We start from the raw sequence: 16,500 nt of genomic DNA, 5'->3' as shown, positions 1-16,500 counted from the left end.
TCATCATTTCTCCCTGTGAATGATTCACTGCGGTATTGAACAAGGGGTCCTTCCCCTGCTGCCGTTCCAACGGCGAAGTCGGAGGCAAAGAATGTAACGATGAAAGCAGACTCCGCGGCAGCTTTCAAATGAAAAAAAGAAGCCGGTCGATTCCAAAAAATAATGACCCGGACGATAGGGGCTGCTGGCGGAGGTGTTCTGTGCCAATATGGAAAATCATTTTGTCTACAGTACCTTAAAGACGGAGAACGGCCGTGATAACCCTACATTACCTGAACAACTCCCGTTCCCAGCGCATCCTCTGGCTACTGGAGGAACTGGGGCTTGCGTACCGGGTCCAGCAGCATGAACGGGATAAGCTGACCCAGTTGGCACCAGAAAGTCTGAAAAAGGCCCATCCGCTGGGCAAGGCGCCGGTGATCACCGACGGCGAACTGACCCTGGCAGAGTCCGGCGCCATCGTCGACTACCTGGCCCAGACCTATGGCCGGGAGGCCCTGTTGCCGGCGGCGGACTCCCCCGCCTGGTGGGATTATGTGTACTGGTTGCATTACGCCGAGGGCTCGCTGATGCCACCGCTGCTGATGCGCTATGTGTTCGACAAGGTCAAGGCGGCGCCGGTGCCCTTCTTCGTCCGGCCCGTGGTCAGCAAGATAGTGGCGGAAGTGGACAAGGCCTTCCTGCGGCAGCAGATCAAGACCCACCTGGATTTTGTGGAAGATCACCTGTCCTGCCACGACTGGCTGGTGGATGGGCGCTTCGGTGCCGCCGACATCCAGATGAGCTTCCCGCTGGAGGCGGCCCTGAGCCGGACCGGCATGGGCGAGCACTATCCCCGTATCCGGGATTATGTGGCGCAGCTGCAGGCCCGGCCCGCCTACCTGCGCGCGCTCAAGGCCGGCGGCCCCTACGCCTATGGTCCGGCGGCGGCGGACTGAACCGGGAAGAACTCCGGCTCTTGACGGCGGGCGCCAGATCCTTAGCCTTGCGCGCGGACGCCGGCCCTTGGCCGGCTGGTACAGAACAATAAACGGGAGTCACTTATGCAGGCACAAGTCATGAATTGGCTGGAGGCCTATCAACTGGAATTTTCCGATCTGATTTCATTGCTGCTGGTGCTGGGCTTCATCCTGGCCATCTCCGTCGTTATCCACTTGGTACTGCACCGGTTGGTGCTCCGGGCGGTGGAGCAGCTGGCCCGACGCTCCCGCCACTGGTGGAAGCGGGCGCTGTTCGACAGCCAACTGTTCAACCGCCTGGCCTTCACCCTGCAGGGGGTGATCATCTACGTGCAGGCCGGGCTCTGGCTGAGCGGCGGCGGCCTCACCCTGGCGGTGATCCAGACCATCGCCCACCTGTGGATACTGCTGTTCAGCCTGCTGTCCCTGTTTTCCCTGCTCAACGCCCTGCTCGACATCTCAACCCAGTCGCGGGTCGCCCGCACCCTGCCGCTGCGCGGCCTGTTCCAGGGCATCAAGCTGGTGGGGGCGCTCTTTATCGGCATCCTGATGGTGTCGGTGCTAATCGGCAAGTCGCCGGTGATCCTGTTCAGTGGCCTGGGTGCCATGACCGCCGTGACCATGCTGGTGTTCAAGGATCCCATCATGGGGCTGGTGGCCGGCATCCAGCTCTCCGCCAACAACATGCTGTCGGTGGGCGACTGGCTGGAAATGCCCAAGTATGGCGCCGACGGCGAGGTGATCGACATCGCCCTGACCACGGTCAAGGTACGCAACTGGGACAATACCATCACCACCATTCCCACCTATGCGCTGATCTCCGACTCCTTCAAGAACTGGCGCGGCATGAGCGAGTCCGGCGGCCGGCGCATCAAGCGCAGCCTGCTGCTAGACACCGGCAGCGTGCATTTCCTTGACGAGGAGGATCTGCGTCGGCTGCACAAGGGGCAGTTGCTGGCGCCCTATCTGGACGGCAAGGTAGAGGAAATCGGCCGCTACAACAGCGAATGCCAATCGGATTTGTCGTCCCTGGTCAACGGCCGCCGGCTGACCAACCTGGGCACCTTCCGTGCCTATCTCGAAGCTTACCTGCGGGCCCATCCGCGTATCCACCAGCAGATGACGCTGATGGTGCGCCAGCTGGAGCCCACCGCCAACGGCGTACCCCTGGAGATCTACGCCTTTACCAACACCACCAAGTGGGTGGAATACGAGGGCGTCCAGGGCGATATCTTCGACCATGTGTTCGCGGTGTTGCCCGAGTTCGGGCTGCGGGCCCACCAGGCCCCCACCGGCTACGACATGCGTGCTCTGGGAACGGCCCTGGCGAATACCGCGCCCCGCTACCGGGAAGCGGGCTAGGCATGCGTGGGAGACCAAGGGCCCTCATCCTCATCCGGCTCAGGGTTATCTCCGCTTTTTAAGTCCCACCCGCTTGGTGAGGCCGGGTCTGGGGAAGCTTGGATGATGTTGGAGGGCCGCCCGCAAGAAAAAACCGGCCTATCCAGGCGGACATGCCGGCAAGGCCCGTGATGGGGCCTTGCCGGCCAGGCTCAGACTTCGACGTGAAGACGGACGTCAATATTATCGCGGGTGGCATTGGAATAGGGGCAAACCCGGTGGGCCTGGGCGACCAGATCTTGCGCCACCGCCTGCGCCAGCCCCGGTAACCGGACGAAAAGATCGATATCCAGGCCGAAACCGCCGGGGATCTGGCCGATGCCAACCTCGGCGCGGATGCTGGTGTCCTGAGGAATGGTCACTTTGCTCTGGCCCCCGACAAACTTGAGGGCACCGATAAAGCAGGCGGAGTAACCGGCGGCAAACAGTTGCTCGGGGTTGGTGGCCTCACCACCGGCGCCACCCAGTTCCTTGGGGGTGCTGAGCCTGACGTCCAGGATGCCGTCGGATGACTTGGCGTGGCCGTCGCGGCCGCCGGTAGCAGTGGCGATAGCTTTGTACAGTACTTGCATGGTGGAGCCCTCGTATGTTTTCTGGTCGGTCCTTACATCATGGCACTCATCCGGGTTACCTTAATCCGTTATGTTCATTTTCACCCCGGTACAAGCCGGACCGCGGCGTCTCGGCGCAGCCGTGGTGAGCCGGCGGTATTATATCCGATCTCATGGTGCTACAGATGGCGGTGCATGGGGGAGGCCGGCTTGGCGGCCTCTGTCGTGGAGCCGTCGGGTACCTGCGCAAGCATTAGAAATGACCGTAAACGGCGCTTCCCGTCGCCAACAGGGCGGCGAGCTTCTCCAGCGCATGACGATACTGGCTTTCATCGGCGATCGACATCAAGGACAGGCGGATCGCGTTGTCCGAATGGGGTCCGACCCGGAAAAAGGAGGCGCTGCTGACCAGCATGTTTTGCTCTCGTGCCGCCAGGGCCAGGCTGTCGGCCTGCCAGCTATCGGGCAGCTGCAGCCAGAGGTGGTAGCTGGTTGGCTGGCGGCTCATGCCGTAACCCTGCAGGATGTTCCCGGCGATCTTCTGCCGGCGACGGGCGATATCCTGTTGCGCTTTGGCCATCTGGTAGGCATCGCCGGAGTGGATCAGGCCACTGGCCACCTCGAACATCAGGGGCGGTGGTAACCAGATCGTGGCGCGGATAAAGGCGGCCAGGTGCCCTGCCTGGGAGGCGGGCGCCCTGATAAAGGCGCAACGGAGGCCCGGACTGATGGCCTTGGACAGGCCGCTGATATGAAATCCCTGTTGCGGCACCCGGTTGGTGATGGCCTCCATCCTGTTTTCGTTAAGAAAGCCGTAGATATCGTCTTCAACCAGCCACAGCCGGAACCGTTCGATAACGGTTGCCAGCGACGTCCTGCGCTGTTCGGACATGGTGGCGCCGGTCGGATTCTGGTGGGAGGGGAGTACGATGACCATGGCGATTTTTTGCTGTTGGCACAAGGCTTCGAGCGCTTCCGGGAGCATCCCCTGGCCATCCATTGTTACGCCGGCCAGTCGCCTGCCAAGCAGATGGGCGATGGACAATATGCCGGGGTAGGTCTGGGCCTCGACGGCGATGGTGTCCCCCGGCTTGGTATACAACTGGATCAAGGAGGAGAGGGCATGCTGGGCACCATTGGCAAGCAGCATCTGCTCCGCAGAGGCAATCTCCAGTCCGTAGTGGCGCGCCCACGCCATGCCGCTTTCGCGATGGCGCAACAGGCCGGTATTCTCGGTATAACCGAAAAGGTCGAGCTCCGTGATGTTGTCAGTGCATGATGATATTTTACTGGTCAGTTTGTCGATATTGTATGCAATGCAGGGTTGCAGGATAGACAGGTTCAGTACCTGGGCATCCTGTCTGGAATGGATCACTTGTTCCAGCCTGGTATCGCTGCAGACAAAAGTCCCCTTCCCGACAAAAGATTCAATTTTATCTTTCTCTATCAATACCTTATATGCCTTCGCCACCGTCGCTGGGGTGGTTGCCAGTTCTAGTGCCAGGGCGCGATGCGTAGGGAGTTTGCTCCCTTTGGGATAGTCCCCGGATACAATGCGGTCCCTGATGATGTTTACGATATCAAGATACTTGGTGTCACTCATGGTGAGGCCTTGCTGTCTGACGGCAACGGCCATCATACCTCTTCTGCACAAGCCATTCTATGTCAATCCAAGCATTGACCTATGAATCAATCGTGAAATTGACTCAATTGACATATGTCATTTGGCGGTTATAGTTTGGCTTCATATCTGGTTCGTTTTTTTTCAGCAACCCACCGGTTTTAAAGGGGAAAATACAATGGCTAATGTTGCATTTATCGGTCTTGGAGTAATGGGGTATCCCATGGCGGGTTATTTGCAAAAGAGTGGGCACGCCACCGTGGTTTATAACAGAACGGCGGATAAGGCCATCAAATGGGTGGAGAAATATCAGGGACGTATGGCTTACACCCCAAGAGAGGCTGCCGAGCATGCGGATATCGTCTTTATCTGCGTAGGCAACGATGATGACGTGCGCAGTGTGATCCATGGCGATGACGGCGTGCTGGCCGGTATCGAAACAGGCAACACCATCGTCGACCACACCACGACGTCCGCCGACCTGGCTATCGAGCTGAGAGATGCCTGCCTGGCTGCCGGTGTCTGCTTTATGGATGCCCCCGTGTCCGGTGGGCAGGCCGGAGCCGAGAATGGCTGTCTGACGGTGATGTGCGGGGGTGAAAAAACCACATTTGAAAGCGTGTTGCCGGTGCTTAAGAGTTATTCCAGGCAGGTACAGTGGATGGGAGGACACGGCCAGGGGCAACGCTGCAAGATGGTGAATCAGATCTGCATTGCCGGGGTACTGCAGGGGCTGAGCGAAGCATTGACCCTGGCACAAAGTGCAGGGCTGGATGCCCAGTTGATAGTCGAAACCCTGAAATATGGTGCGGCCGGATCATGGCAAATGGAAAACCGGGCGGTCACCATGTCGAAGGGTCAATTCGACTTTGGTTTTGCCATCGACTGGATGAGAAAAGACCTTGCCATTTGTCTGGAAGAAGCCGGTAAATATGGGCTGGAATTATCCATGGTGAAGAATGTCGACAAGACCTATGAAGCATTGCAGAAAAATGGACTGGGCCGGATGGATACTTCTGCCTTGATAGCTGGCGTTAAGGGTAACCCGATTACGGCTCTGATGAGGACTGGCTTGAATTGTATCAGTTCTGACTCGATCTGACAGATATAGACAGAAAAGTCGGTAACTGTCAGATCGGGCCTGAATCAATACAGGAAATCAGTTGGTGACTTTTTGTGAACTACCCACCACATCCATCAGCTCGCTGTAGTTGGTGACTACGTCGTACTTCACGTTTTCGCCCTGAGCCTGGCCGCTGATTTTTTCAAAGAAACGACGGGCGCAATCGATTTTGCGCTCTTCTATGCCACGCAACTCCAGGGTGGATAGAGTGCCTTTGGTCTCGGCGATGAAATACACATGCTTGACGCTGCCTTCCTTGAAGGTGATGGCCCAGTCCGGGTTGTAGTCACCCACCGGGGTGGGGATGAGAAAACCACGGGGCAGCTTGGCGTACACCACAACGTCAGGATTGGTATCCAGCTCGGCCACGAACTCACGCTCTATATTGGAGTCGGTGATCACGTAGTCGTAGATATGGTTTTTCAGCCGGTTGCCGGCCAGGGAGAAGTCTTGCCGGCTTTGGGCTGCGGTGAAGATATCCGCATCGTAGCGGTCGTCGGTTTCATCGTAAGAGAGCTTCTCGATGATCACCGAGGCCTTCTGCTCCTTGATAAGGCGAGTGGCTTCCGCCAGAAAATGTTCCGGGTTCTGCTTGAACTGGCCAAACACCGCAGGCTGTATTTTGCCCAGAATGGCGGCTATGGTTCTGCGGGTCAGGTTGGTGTCGGTGGCCAGCTTGCCTACCAGATCGTATTTAACGCCAGAATAAGCACTGGCACTGTGGTACTCGCCCTGAGTATTGGAAAGCTCAAATCCCTGGCCCGACTTGAGCTGCTCGTCGGTCAGGTTGTCACGCTGCACGCCGGCCTGAATGATGTACTGCAGGGGAGTGACCTTCAGCTCTTTGTCGAGCACGCGAATGCAGTTGGCAATCAGCTCGTTGGAGTCGAAGTCCACCTTGTAAACGGCCTTTTTGTTGATCCGTGCCCACAGCGCCTGGAATTCCTTTTTGTGGAAGTTGTCGTTGAGCGGGTTGGTTTTGGGCCTGCGGTCGTCGCCCATGTCCGGCATGGCGGCGGCGCTGAACACACCGTCGATAAGGGTAATGATCTGCTCCCGATAGGGCTCGAGTTCGGCCGGCAGTGGTGCCAGGCTGCCTTCGGCCTTGGCCGAATGATAGGCCGGTGCAATGGCATCGTTATCGTCGGTATAGTCGTTTTTCACCAGGTAACGATAAATCTGCCGGGCCATGTCGGCGGTCAGCTCAACCTTGCCCTGGTCGGTGGTCATGACCTTGCCGGTGAAATAATCCACGTCTGCCTTGCGCGGGCGGGCCGACAGGGACTCGCTGATTTCCCGTTGCAGGTTACCGACAAAGTCCTTGTAGCTTTCGCTGGCAATGACCGACAGCACGTTGATGTTGTGAACGGTGGCGGGATGATCCTGGCGGTCACCGTGTTGGTTGACGCACAGGCGCAGGCCCCGGCCCACTTCCTGACGGCGGGAGATGGTGTTGTCGCTGTGTTTGAGCATGCACATCACGAACACGTTGGGGTTGTCCCAGCCTTCACGCAGCGCCGAGTGGGAGAAGATAAAACGGGTGTCTTCCTCGAACGACAGCAGCTTTTCCTTGTCCTTCAGGATCAGATCATAGGCATCCACATCGTCGGACAGCCCGGCGTCCTCGCCTCGGGCCTTGACGCTGGGGTCTTGCAGGCGCTTGGTTTTTTTGTCGATGGAGAAATAGCCGTTATGGGTGCGATCCGGGGTGATTTTCTCCAGATATGCCCGGTAGGCATGGTTATCCAGCGGCAGTTCGGACAGGTACTCGTCTTTTATCTGCCGGTATTCCTGCTCGAAGATGCGGGCATATTCGCCTTTATCGTCTTCCGCTTCGTAATCCCGGTACTTGGCCACTTCGTCAATAAAGAACAGAGACAGCACCTTGATGCCTTGGGCGTGAAGCACCTGCTCTTTCTCGAAGTGCGCCCGAATGGTTTCACGAATTTGAATGCGCCGAATGGTGTCTTCGGTCACATCGCCGGTGGCTTCACCCGCCTGCAGCACATGGCCGTTAATAAACTCGACGGTATCGCTGTTGGCGTCTATCTGGCTGACCACAAAGCCACGGTATTGCTCCAGCTCGTTGCTCTCGTCAAACAGGTTATCGCCAAGCTTCAGCCGCTTGATCACGCGCTTGATGCCGGATCCCTGACGGACTTCCATTTCCACCCGGGCCACCGGTGCCTTTTTGGAGATCTCGATGGACTCCAGGTACAGGTAAGCAGTGGTGCCGGCCAGGCCCCTGACGGAAATGCCGCGTACGGCAATTTTCTTGACCAGCTTTTGGTTGTAGGCGTCCAGCGCATCCAGCCGGTGCACTTTATGGTGCGTGGTCTTGTGGGTAGCGGAATAGCGCAGCACCATCAGCGGCTTGAACTTGGCCAGGGCGTCGAGGGTTTTCTTGCCTTCCATTTTCTGGGGCTCGTCGAGGATCAGGATGGGGCGGTTGGCGCTGATCACATCGATGGGGCGGCGGGACTGAAAATCATCCAGTTCTTCGTAAATGCGGCGGTTATCCTTGCCCGAGGCGTTAAAAGCCTGAATGTTGATCACCATCACATTGATGCCGCTATCGGAGGAAAAGCTTTCCAGCTGGTGCAACTGCCGGGAGTTGTAGATAAAAAAGCGGGCTTTTTTGCTGTAGCTTTCGGCAAAGTGCTCGGAAGTGATCTGCAGTGACTTGTACACCCCTTCGCGAATGGCGATGCTGGGCACCACTATGATGAACTTGCTCCAGCCATATTTTTGGTTCAGTTCAAAAATGGTCTTGATGTAGCAATAGGTCTTGCCGGTGCCGGTTTCCATTTCGATATCCAGGTTGATATCGGAGCCGGGATGATAACTGGCCGGCAGCGTCTTGCCGGTGTGATCCTGATAGACCTTAAGTCCGGGAGAGAGCGGCAGGTTCTGGCTGCTTTGTACCTGGTGAATGTTTTCCAGCAACTGCTGTTCGCTCAGCACCAGGTCGGCGTTTTTGAAGCCATCCTGATCCGACATGTTCCAGCCGGCCTGGCCGTGTTTGTTGGTGGATACACCGGGGTCGATGCGATAGTTCACGTTCGAGCTGAGCGGCTGGCCCACAAAGCAGTCCACCACCGAGGCCACCGCCTGGGTCTGATAGGGTTGAACCTTGAATTTCAGTTTCATGCCTGACCTCCGACCAGGGTTTCAAAATGGTTTATCCAGCGATGGAACAGTGGGCACTGCTCCCGCATGCGGGCAATGCCAATCTGTTGGGCAATGCTGATGCCCTGGGTGGTTTTGGCAAACTTGCCGGTGGCAGACCAGTTATTCAGGCGCTTGGACGGGGCGGTTTGCGGGCTGTTGTTGATGGCCTCTGGCTCGCCGCAACCCTTGACCACGGCGGCCACCTCCGGCTCGGCCACTCCCAGCGCCCGCGCCAGAATGGCCGGATCGCTGAACAGCAGGGCCTCAAACTCGTGCAGGGCAACAAAGGGCACAAAGCGGCGTTCGGCCTGCTGGGCGGAAAACAATTGCGACACCAGCGTTAAGGTGGCGTTGTTCAGGCACTCGGCAATGTCCGCCGGGCTGGCCTGGGGCGTGACAGCATCCAGCCCCGGCCATTCCCGCAAGCCGTAATAATCCATAAAGGTGGTGACATAGGTATCTGGGCGTTGCTTGAGGTGGGCTTCCAGATCACGGCGCACCCGTTCAAAGCGTACATCCCCGCCTTTTTGGCCGGGCTTGGACACCTGGGTGGCATGCATAAAAACCATTCTGTCGGCGAGATAGGGCGCCAGCACAGACTCGATAAAGATCTGCTCGGTCTTGCCCTCGACAATGGCCACCACCTCGATGTAATCACTCATACACCGGGCCTCCGGCGATCACATTCTTGATCCAGAGTTCGCCCAGCGAGTAGCTTTCCAGCCAGCTGGCGTAGTCCTGTTCGTTCAGGCGCTCAAAGGTGGAAGCGCCATCCTTACGCTTGACCACCACTATGTCTTCCACCGCAAACTGATCGAGCAGGGCCGGCGACTGGGTGGCCACTATCACCTGGGTACGGGTGGCGGCCTGCTGAATAAGCTCCGCCAGTATCACAATGGCCGCCGGGTGCAGGCCCAGCTCGGGCTCGTCGATAATAATGGTGGCGGGGGGATCCGGTTGCAGCAGGGCGGTGGTCAGGCAAATAAAGCGGATGGAACCATCGGAAAGGTGATAGGGCTGCATGGGGTAATCGGAGCCCTTTTGTCGCCAGCTGATGTTGACCTCTTCCTTGGCGCCACTGGTTCTGGGCTGCAGAATAAAGTCATCAAAAAAAGGCGTGACCAGGCGCACGGCATCCACAATGGCCTGATAGGCGCTGGCGTGGTTGGCCTTCAAATTAAGCAAAAAAGGACCGATATTGGCGGCATCGGTACGCAGCACCCGGTTATCCTGCACGATCTCATATTTGCGCATGGCGGCGGTGCTACTGGTATCGTGAAAGTGATAAATCTGCCAGGAAGCGATGGCCTCAAAGACCGGACGGGAGTATTTGGCATCGGCGGTGTCTTGCTCTACTTCCGCCACCATTCTGGACTTGCCATCGTCGCTGTCGCCCAGCAGCCACCAGCCACTTTGGCTGTGGCTGTAGTAGCGGGCTTCGTCTTCAATGGCGCAGCCATCACTGGGGGTGGGTACCAGGTTAAAGCGAAAACCCCGACTGCCAAAGCGGGTTTCAAAGGTCATTTTCTGGGTGACCTTGTTGCCGTTGAACAGCAGGTCGGTGGCGCCGCCGTTGTCGCGTACATAGCGGTTAAGGGTGCCGTCCATCAGGGCGCGCAGCATTTTAAAAAACGACAGCAGGTTGCTTTTGCCGGCCCCATTGGCCCCCACAATCACGTTAAGCGGACGCAGTTCAAAGTCGTTCAGCTCGCGAATGGACTTGAAGCCACTGATGCTCAGCTTGTCTAAGGCACTTTTCATCACCACTCCTTAAATAGCCCGAACGTCGGTGCCGGGTGCCAGTTGCTTGAACATTTGCTCGGCGTTGATTTTAAGGCTGTCGGTGGCAAAGCCATCGTCACGGAACACCACCCGCAGCGGGGCCTGCTCGGCCAGGGCCTTGAGCAGTTCTTCGGTGATATTGCGGTCAAAGCAGGCAATCAGGGCGCCATCGTCCACGTTGTAGACGGTTTTGCCGCACAGGCTGTCTTTGCGAATGGGCAGGGTCAGGTCGATGCCCCAGTCCAGCAGTACCTGGAACAGCAAGTCCTCTTCGGTGCGATCCGGCTTGATATTGTCCACCAGCAGATCCAGGCTGCCCTGGCCGATAGCATCGGGGGAGTAGTAGATATCGGCCATATTGCTGGTATCCACCTTAAGCACGCGAAAGCCCAGATCCTGCTGGTCGGCATTCGGTTGCTCACGCAATTCCTCCACCACGTTGCGAATACGGGTCAGGCCCATTTCGAAAATGGAGCCCATGCCAGGCTCTGGCTTGGGTAGCGGCTCGGGTATCTGCACCCCAATAAAGCGGCGGTTGCCGCCGTCTTCGGCGTTTTGCTTCAGCACCGCGTGGGCGGTGGTGGCGCTGCCGCTGAAAAAATCCAGTACGATATCGCTGTCCTGTGAATTGGTGGCCAGTTGCAGCACTCGTTGGATCAGCTCGACCGGCTTGACCGAATTCAGGACGTTTTCGGTATGCTGAAAGGGCACATACTTGAGTAGTGTTTTTTTTGCGTCCTGGGTATGGCCCACTTCTTTATAAAACCAGAGGGTTTGGGGTGTGCGGCCGGAGGACACCTCGGACAGAAAGCGTTTTGCCGCTGGAGTGTTATTGCCATCCTCACCCCACCAAATTCTATTATCTGCATTTAGCTCATTAAATTTTGCTTCATCAATCACCCAGTAACGCCCAGTCGGTGGGCCGGAAATAACTCTTCCTGATGGGCTGGTTATAGGATAGATGCCTGCAGCATAGCGATTTCTTGCCGAAAGGTCGGCAGATTTCCATGGGCCTCTGGGATCGTTATCCGGGTTTTTATAACGGGCTTCCATCTCCGCCGTTCTTGGCAAGGGATTTGGGTACCATGTTTTCTTGTTGCGGGCATAAACCAGTACATAGTCGTGATCTTCGGAAAACCAGTAAGCAGTGTTTTTAGGGGAGTACACTTTTTGCCAGATAACCTGAGTCACAAAGTTGTCTTCCCCAAAGGTTTCGTTACACGCCTTTCTCAGGTTATCGACTTCGTTATCGTCGATGGAAATAAAGATAACGCCATCATCCTTTAATAGGTTGCGGGCAAGGCGCAGCCGCGAATAAATCATGCTGAGCCAGTCGGAATGAAAGCGGCCATTGGCTTCGGTGTTGGCACTCAGCCGGGCACCGGACTCATCGGTTTGGTTGGAGCGCTTTAGATAGTCACTGCTGCTTTCGCTGTAGTCGTCGTCATAAATAAAGTCCCGCCCCGTGTTGTAGGGCGGGTCTATGTAGATCAGTTTGACCTTGCCCAGATAGGTTTCCTGCAGCAGCTTTAATGCATCCAGGTTATCCCCTTCAATAAAGAGGTTCCGGGTGGTGTCGAAATTGACACTGTCTTCCCGGCAGGGGCGCAGGGTCTTGGCAATGGGGGCATTGGCGGTCAGCAGCGCCTGGCGCTTGCCGGGCCAGTTGAGGTAATAGCGTTCCTGAGGGCCTTCCACGATGGATCCGGACAACTCCTGCTTGAGCAGATCAAAGTCCACCGCCAGATGCAGGTTGCCGTCCGGGGTGCGGGACTCGGTGACGCAGTTGGGAAACAACGCCCGAATTTTATCAATGTTCTGTTGAGACATATCGGGGCTGTGCATCTTCAGTTTGTCCATTTTTTCCTCAACGATGGTTCTGGCCAGAGGGGGCGGCTGGCCTCTCGGTCTGGCTCAGGGTGCTCTGTTCTTGTTGCAGGGCCTTGAGCTCTCGGTGAAGCTCGACCTTGCGCTTGAATTGTTTTTCGGTGCCGATTTTTTTACGCAGCGCGGCTATCTGCTTGTTCAGCTTGCGCAGGCGGCCCAGCCGGGCCATGGCCTCGTCCATGCTCTCACCGGCCCAGGTGGTGATGGGCAGCAGGCTGGCCAGCAGGGCCTGGTAAAGCCGCTCCATGTTAATGGCGGCGGGCAGGGCGCTGCGGGGTGCGGTGGCCGGTATCCAGCCCGAGTCCAGGTATTCCGAACGCACCCAACTGGCGGCATCGGCAGCGCTTTTGCGCTTGTAGGCCGCCAGATAGCGCAGTTGCTGCCGGTCTTCCCCCAGAGTGCGCTGCAGCGCAAAAATAATGGGGAAGGGAATGGCCTTGTCAATGGCGGCCACCACCTCTTCGGACAAGGTCTCCCCTTTAAGCTTAAGGGTAAACACCTGGATTTCCGTTACCGCCTCGGTCGCGGGCAAGTTTACCGTGTCGGGCGCCAGTTTGCAGGCCCAGATGATCTGCTCCAGCTCTTCCACAAAGCGGACCTGCAGCGCGCCACCGATGGCTGCCTGTTGATAGAACTTGCTTTTGGGGATCACCTTGTCAAAGCGCGTTTGTGGCGGAAACAGCCAGCCACAAGACGACAGAGCTTGGGTCATCAGGCGGCCTCCTGAGCCTGCACCACGATAAAGGCCAGCAGCTCGAAGTCGTCCAGGCCCTGAATGCGGTTGACCAGCGCAGAGGTGCTGCCACCGCCAAACAGGCTGTCGATGTCTTTTTCTTCCTTCACTTCCATCATGCTGCCAATGGCCTGACTGAGCAGCTCGGAATAATGCGCCATGTTTTGGCCGTCTTGCGTTGTTTCGTTAAAGGGCCGGCACAGGACATCGATGGGCTCCTGCCGGCCCTTGCAGCAGGTGCGCAGCAGATCGAGCAGACGCTTTACGTCGATATGGCTGGCCAGGGTATGGCCCTGCTCGTTAACGTACACCAGGTAATAGGGGTGCAGCCGGTTTTGCTGGTCGAGATTCACGCTGTTGTTGAGGTTGCGTAGCGCAAAGATCACGCCGGGCTCCAGCCCCAGCGCCGGATTGGCCGGCACCAGGGCGTGCATGCCGCTGGGTTGGTTGAGGGGCTCCCCGTAGTGCTTGACCATGGCGAGCAAGTCCATGCGAAATTCGTTCAGGCCCAGATCGGTAATGGACACGCCGGTTTTCAGATCTTCCAGCTCAATCACTTCTTCCTGCAGGCGCTTGAGCTGTTCGCGGCGGTAGGCCACGTCGTTGGCCTGGCTGCTGAGCACGTTGTCGTCGCCGGTGGCGGTGACGTCCACTATGGTCATGCGGCTTTCAACCCGCTCCTTGAGGTTGATGTATTCATCCAGGGAAATATCGGGCCAGTAGTTCACCAGCTGAATGCACTGGTTAGGGGAGCCGATGCGATCCACCCGGCCAAACCGCTGCACTATGCGCACCGGGTTCCAGTGGATGTCGTAGTTGATGAGATAGTCGCAGTCCTGCAGGTTTTGCCCTTCGGAGATACAGTCGGTGGCAATCAGCAGGTCTATTTCGGCCGGCTCGTCGGGCAACACGCTGGCCTTTGCCTTGGACTGGGGCGAGAACAGGGTCAGCACTTCCTGAATGTCGTAGCCCTTGCGGCGGGTTTTGAGGGTGGTTTTGGGCAGGCCGGTGCCGCCGGTGACCATGGCGGCGTGAATGCCGTGGCTGTTGCGCAGCTCTGGTGCCAGCTGGTCATAGAGGTAGCTGGCGGTATCGGCAAAGGCGGTAAAGATAATGACCTTGCGGTTGCCCGGGTTGATGGGGTTGGCTATTTTCTGCGCCAGATGACCTTTGAGCTGCTGCAGCTTGGCATCTTCGGCGGGCGTTACCTTTTGCATGGCGGCGAGCAGGCCCGTTATCAGTTCCTGGTCGCCCTGCATATCCTGCTGCCAGGAGGTGAGATCCATGTCGGTGAGCTTGATTTTGATTTTGTTGCCAATTTCCATGTCGTGATAGGAAGGCAGCTCGTCTTCATCCGCTTCTATGGCATCCAGCGCTTCCACCAGGCTGCTGACTTCGGTAACGCCGTTCCGCCGGTAGAATTCGTCGATAACGCCGAGCAGCCGCTGGTGGTTGTCGTGCAAGGATTGCAGGGTACGGCGAAAGGCCTCTACCGAGCTTTCCAGCCGTTTGAGCAGGTTGGTGGTCATCAGCGCCACCAGGCTTTTTTCCCGGTCGACCTGCTTCAGCTTACCGCCGCCACTCTCTACCTGGGTGTCGTACATCTCTTCGTATTTTTTCAGCCGGCTGGGCAGTATATAGCTGACCGGCGCGTAGATGGACAGCTTGAGTTGCCTGAGTTGCTCGAAAATCTGGTTAAAGCCGAGCACGTCGTCACGGGTGGTGAGCGGGCAATGGTAGGACAACGGCTTGAGCCGCTCGGGAAAATGGCCAATGTCGGTGGTGTCGTAAAAGCTCTGAATGTGCTTGCGCGAGCGGGCGATGGTGACGCTGTCGAGCAGTTCAAAAAAGTCGAAATCCAGCGCATCCAGTATGGCCTTGGCGGTTCTTTGTTCGGGTTCGAGCTTTGACCAGTTGTTAAACACGGCCTGGGCCTGGTTGAAGATTTGTTCGACGCTTTTGGTGGTTTTCAGGTGTTTGGTCAACTGGCTGGAATCGCCTTCGTAGGCCAGTGCCAGCTGGTTGCGCAAGTCGGTGAAACGGTTGTTGACCGGCGTGGCGGAGAGCATCAGCACCTTGGTTTTGACCCCGTCGCGGATGACCTTGTTCATCAGCTTCTGGTAGCGGGTTTCCCGGTCCTTTACCGCGTCGTTGTTGCGAAAGTTGTGGGATTCGTCGATTACCACCAAGTCGTAGTTGCCCCAGTTGATACGATTGAGCGAGGTGCCGAAAGACTCGCCACTGGTGCGGCTGAGATCGGTGTGGCAGAGCACATCGTAGTTGAACCTGTCTTTGGCGAAGAGGTTGGTTGTGAGATTACGGTTATAGTTCAGCCAGTTGTCGGCCAGTTTCTTGGGGCACAGCAGCAGCACCGACTTGTTGCGCAACTCGTAGTATTTCATTACCGCCAGGGCGGTGAAGGTTTTGCCCAGCCCTACGCTGTCGGCCAGTATGCAGCCGTTGTAGCTTTCCAGCTTGTTGATGATGCCGGTGGCGGCATCTTTCTGGTAGTTGAACAGCTTGTTCCAGATTAGGGTGTCCTGATAGCCGGTTCTGTCGTTGGGCAACACGTCTTCATTAATATCGTCCAAAAACTCCCTGAAGATGTTGAACAGCATGATGAAGTAGATTTTTTCGGGCGAATTTTCCTTGTATACCGACTCAATGTGCTGGCAGATGGTGTCGGTCACGTCCTGCAGTTTGTCCGGGTCGCTCCAGATTTGATCGAACAGCGTCAGGTACCGGGCGGTGAACTCGGGCTGTTCCATTTTGTGAACAAAGTTGGAAACCGCGTTACCTTGCTGGTAACCCAGATCCACAGCGGTAAAGCCGTTGATGGGAGCAAACAGCGTGCTCTCGGAGCCCCCGGAAACCACGGCGAAGGGCTGCATGGGGGCATGGGTGCTGTTCGATCTGAAGGTGGCTTTGCGTCGTATCCAGGCGGCGCATTCCCGGGCAATGGCCTTTTGGGTCAGCTTGTTCTTGAGGTGGATTTCAAAGTCGGTGCCATACAGGCTTTTTTCCCGCCCGGCCTTGGGGATGAAGAACTCCCGCTGCTCTTTTCTCAGCTTGTCGGTGACGTTGTCGGCCACAAAGGTAGGGGAGGTGAACACAAACTGCAGCGAGTCGATGGCCGACAGCTCTTTTTTGAGTGCTTCATAGGCGTAGATGGAAAAGCAGGATGCCGCCATTTTCAGTCTGGATCCGGGCGCAAGTGAATTCTTCAGCTCATCGCCCAGAAGCTGGTTGATGTTGTCGATGATGTTCATGGC

11 protein-coding genes are annotated in these 16,500 nt (G+C 57.1%); 3 read left to right on the top strand and 8 right to left on the bottom strand.

Annotated features, from left to right (window positions below; genetic code table 11):
- Window positions 1–254: 254 nt before the first annotated feature.
- Window positions 255–938: a glutathione S-transferase gene (locus ACEVBK_RS17435; protein WP_375056168.1), complete on the top strand. Its 684-nt coding sequence runs from the start codon at window positions 255–257 to the stop codon at window positions 936–938.
- Between the two features lie 105 nt (window positions 939–1,043).
- Window positions 1,044–2,321, top strand: coding sequence for a mechanosensitive ion channel family protein (locus tag ACEVBK_RS17430; protein WP_375056167.1), 1,278 nt, complete (start codon window positions 1,044–1,046; stop codon window positions 2,319–2,321).
- A 191-nt stretch (window positions 2,322–2,512) separates the two neighbouring features.
- On the opposite strand, the gene ACEVBK_RS17425 is transcribed toward ACEVBK_RS17430, so the two are convergent.
- Both ACEVBK_RS17425 and ACEVBK_RS17420 read right to left on the bottom strand, forming a co-directional pair.
- The gene (locus ACEVBK_RS17425; RefSeq protein WP_375056166.1) at window positions 2,513–2,932 is read right to left on the bottom strand and encodes an organic hydroperoxide resistance protein; all 420 of its coding nucleotides are present in this window, start codon (window positions 2,930–2,932) and stop codon (window positions 2,513–2,515) included.
- Between the two features lie 232 nt (window positions 2,933–3,164).
- Window positions 3,165–4,514 (bottom strand): PLP-dependent aminotransferase family protein, encoded by a 1,350-nt coding sequence (locus tag ACEVBK_RS17420; protein WP_375056165.1) that lies wholly within the window; start codon window positions 4,512–4,514, stop codon window positions 3,165–3,167.
- A gap of 196 nt (window positions 4,515–4,710) precedes the next feature.
- Between ACEVBK_RS17420 and ACEVBK_RS17415 the strand changes: the two genes are divergently transcribed.
- Window positions 4,711–5,634 (top strand): NAD(P)-dependent oxidoreductase, encoded by a 924-nt coding sequence (locus ACEVBK_RS17415; RefSeq protein WP_375056164.1) that lies wholly within the window; start codon window positions 4,711–4,713, stop codon window positions 5,632–5,634.
- A 57-nt stretch (window positions 5,635–5,691) separates the two neighbouring features.
- On the opposite strand, the gene ACEVBK_RS17410 is transcribed toward ACEVBK_RS17415, so the two are convergent.
- From ACEVBK_RS17410 to ACEVBK_RS17385, 6 genes are read right to left on the bottom strand one after another with little or no spacing between them, the layout of a single operon-like run.
- Window positions 5,692–8,805: a type III restriction-modification system endonuclease gene (locus tag ACEVBK_RS17410; RefSeq protein ID WP_375056163.1), complete on the bottom strand. Its 3,114-nt coding sequence runs from the start codon at window positions 8,803–8,805 to the stop codon at window positions 5,692–5,694.
- Complete coding sequence (locus ACEVBK_RS17405) at window positions 8,802–9,488, bottom strand: DUF4276 family protein (protein WP_375056162.1); 687 nt, start codon at window positions 9,486–9,488, stop codon at window positions 8,802–8,804. The genes ACEVBK_RS17410 and ACEVBK_RS17405 overlap by 4 nt, the downstream gene beginning before the upstream one ends.
- The gene (locus tag ACEVBK_RS17400; protein ID WP_375056161.1) at window positions 9,481–10,587 is read right to left on the bottom strand and encodes an AAA family ATPase; all 1,107 of its coding nucleotides are present in this window, start codon (window positions 10,585–10,587) and stop codon (window positions 9,481–9,483) included. Before ACEVBK_RS17400 ends, ACEVBK_RS17405 begins: the two co-directional genes overlap by 8 nt.
- A gap of 9 nt (window positions 10,588–10,596) precedes the next feature.
- The gene (locus ACEVBK_RS17395) at window positions 10,597–12,468 is read right to left on the bottom strand and encodes a site-specific DNA-methyltransferase (protein ID WP_375056160.1); all 1,872 of its coding nucleotides are present in this window, start codon (window positions 12,466–12,468) and stop codon (window positions 10,597–10,599) included.
- A 7-nt stretch (window positions 12,469–12,475) separates the two neighbouring features.
- Window positions 12,476–13,207, bottom strand: coding sequence for a DUF4391 domain-containing protein (locus tag ACEVBK_RS17390; RefSeq protein WP_375056159.1), 732 nt, complete (start codon window positions 13,205–13,207; stop codon window positions 12,476–12,478).
- On the bottom strand, window positions 13,207–16,497 hold the full coding sequence (locus ACEVBK_RS17385) for a helicase-related protein (protein WP_375056158.1): 3,291 nt from the start codon (window positions 16,495–16,497) through the stop codon (window positions 13,207–13,209). Before ACEVBK_RS17385 ends, ACEVBK_RS17390 begins: the two co-directional genes overlap by 1 nt.
- Window positions 16,498–16,500 lie beyond the last annotated feature (3 nt).

Origin of the sequence: Zobellella sp. DQSA1, assembly GCF_041950555.1 — a bacterium.
Taxonomy (GTDB): Bacteria; Pseudomonadota; Gammaproteobacteria; order Enterobacterales; family Aeromonadaceae; genus Oceanimonas.
The sequence above is the reverse complement of the archived record's forward strand: the minus strand, read 5'-3'. Positions and strand labels throughout refer to the sequence as shown.

What these genes read in the sequence shown, in the direction of transcription:
- ACEVBK_RS17425 (WP_375056166.1), bottom strand. Translation starts at nt 2,932, where the DNA reads ATGCAAGTACTGTACAAAGCTATCGCCACTGCTACCGGCGGCCGCGAC.
- ACEVBK_RS17405 (WP_375056162.1), bottom strand. Translation starts at nt 9,488, where the DNA reads ATGAGTGATTACATCGAGGTGGTGGCCATTGTCGAGGGCAAGACCGAG.
- ACEVBK_RS17415 (WP_375056164.1), top strand. Translation starts at nt 4,711, where the DNA reads ATGGCTAATGTTGCATTTATCGGTCTTGGAGTAATGGGGTATCCCATG.
- ACEVBK_RS17400 (WP_375056161.1), bottom strand. Translation starts at nt 10,587, where the DNA reads ATGAAAAGTGCCTTAGACAAGCTGAGCATCAGTGGCTTCAAGTCCATT.
- ACEVBK_RS17395 (WP_375056160.1), bottom strand. Translation starts at nt 12,468, where the DNA reads ATGGACAAACTGAAGATGCACAGCCCCGATATGTCTCAACAGAACATT.
- ACEVBK_RS17420 (WP_375056165.1), bottom strand. Translation starts at nt 4,514, where the DNA reads ATGAGTGACACCAAGTATCTTGATATCGTAAACATCATCAGGGACCGC.
- ACEVBK_RS17390 (WP_375056159.1), bottom strand. Translation starts at nt 13,207, where the DNA reads ATGACCCAAGCTCTGTCGTCTTGTGGCTGGCTGTTTCCGCCACAAACG.
- ACEVBK_RS17430 (WP_375056167.1), top strand. Translation starts at nt 1,044, where the DNA reads ATGCAGGCACAAGTCATGAATTGGCTGGAGGCCTATCAACTGGAATTT.
- ACEVBK_RS17410 (WP_375056163.1), bottom strand. Translation starts at nt 8,805, where the DNA reads ATGAAACTGAAATTCAAGGTTCAACCCTATCAGACCCAGGCGGTGGCC.
- ACEVBK_RS17385 (WP_375056158.1), bottom strand. Translation starts at nt 16,497, where the DNA reads ATGAACATCATCGACAACATCAACCAGCTTCTGGGCGATGAGCTGAAG.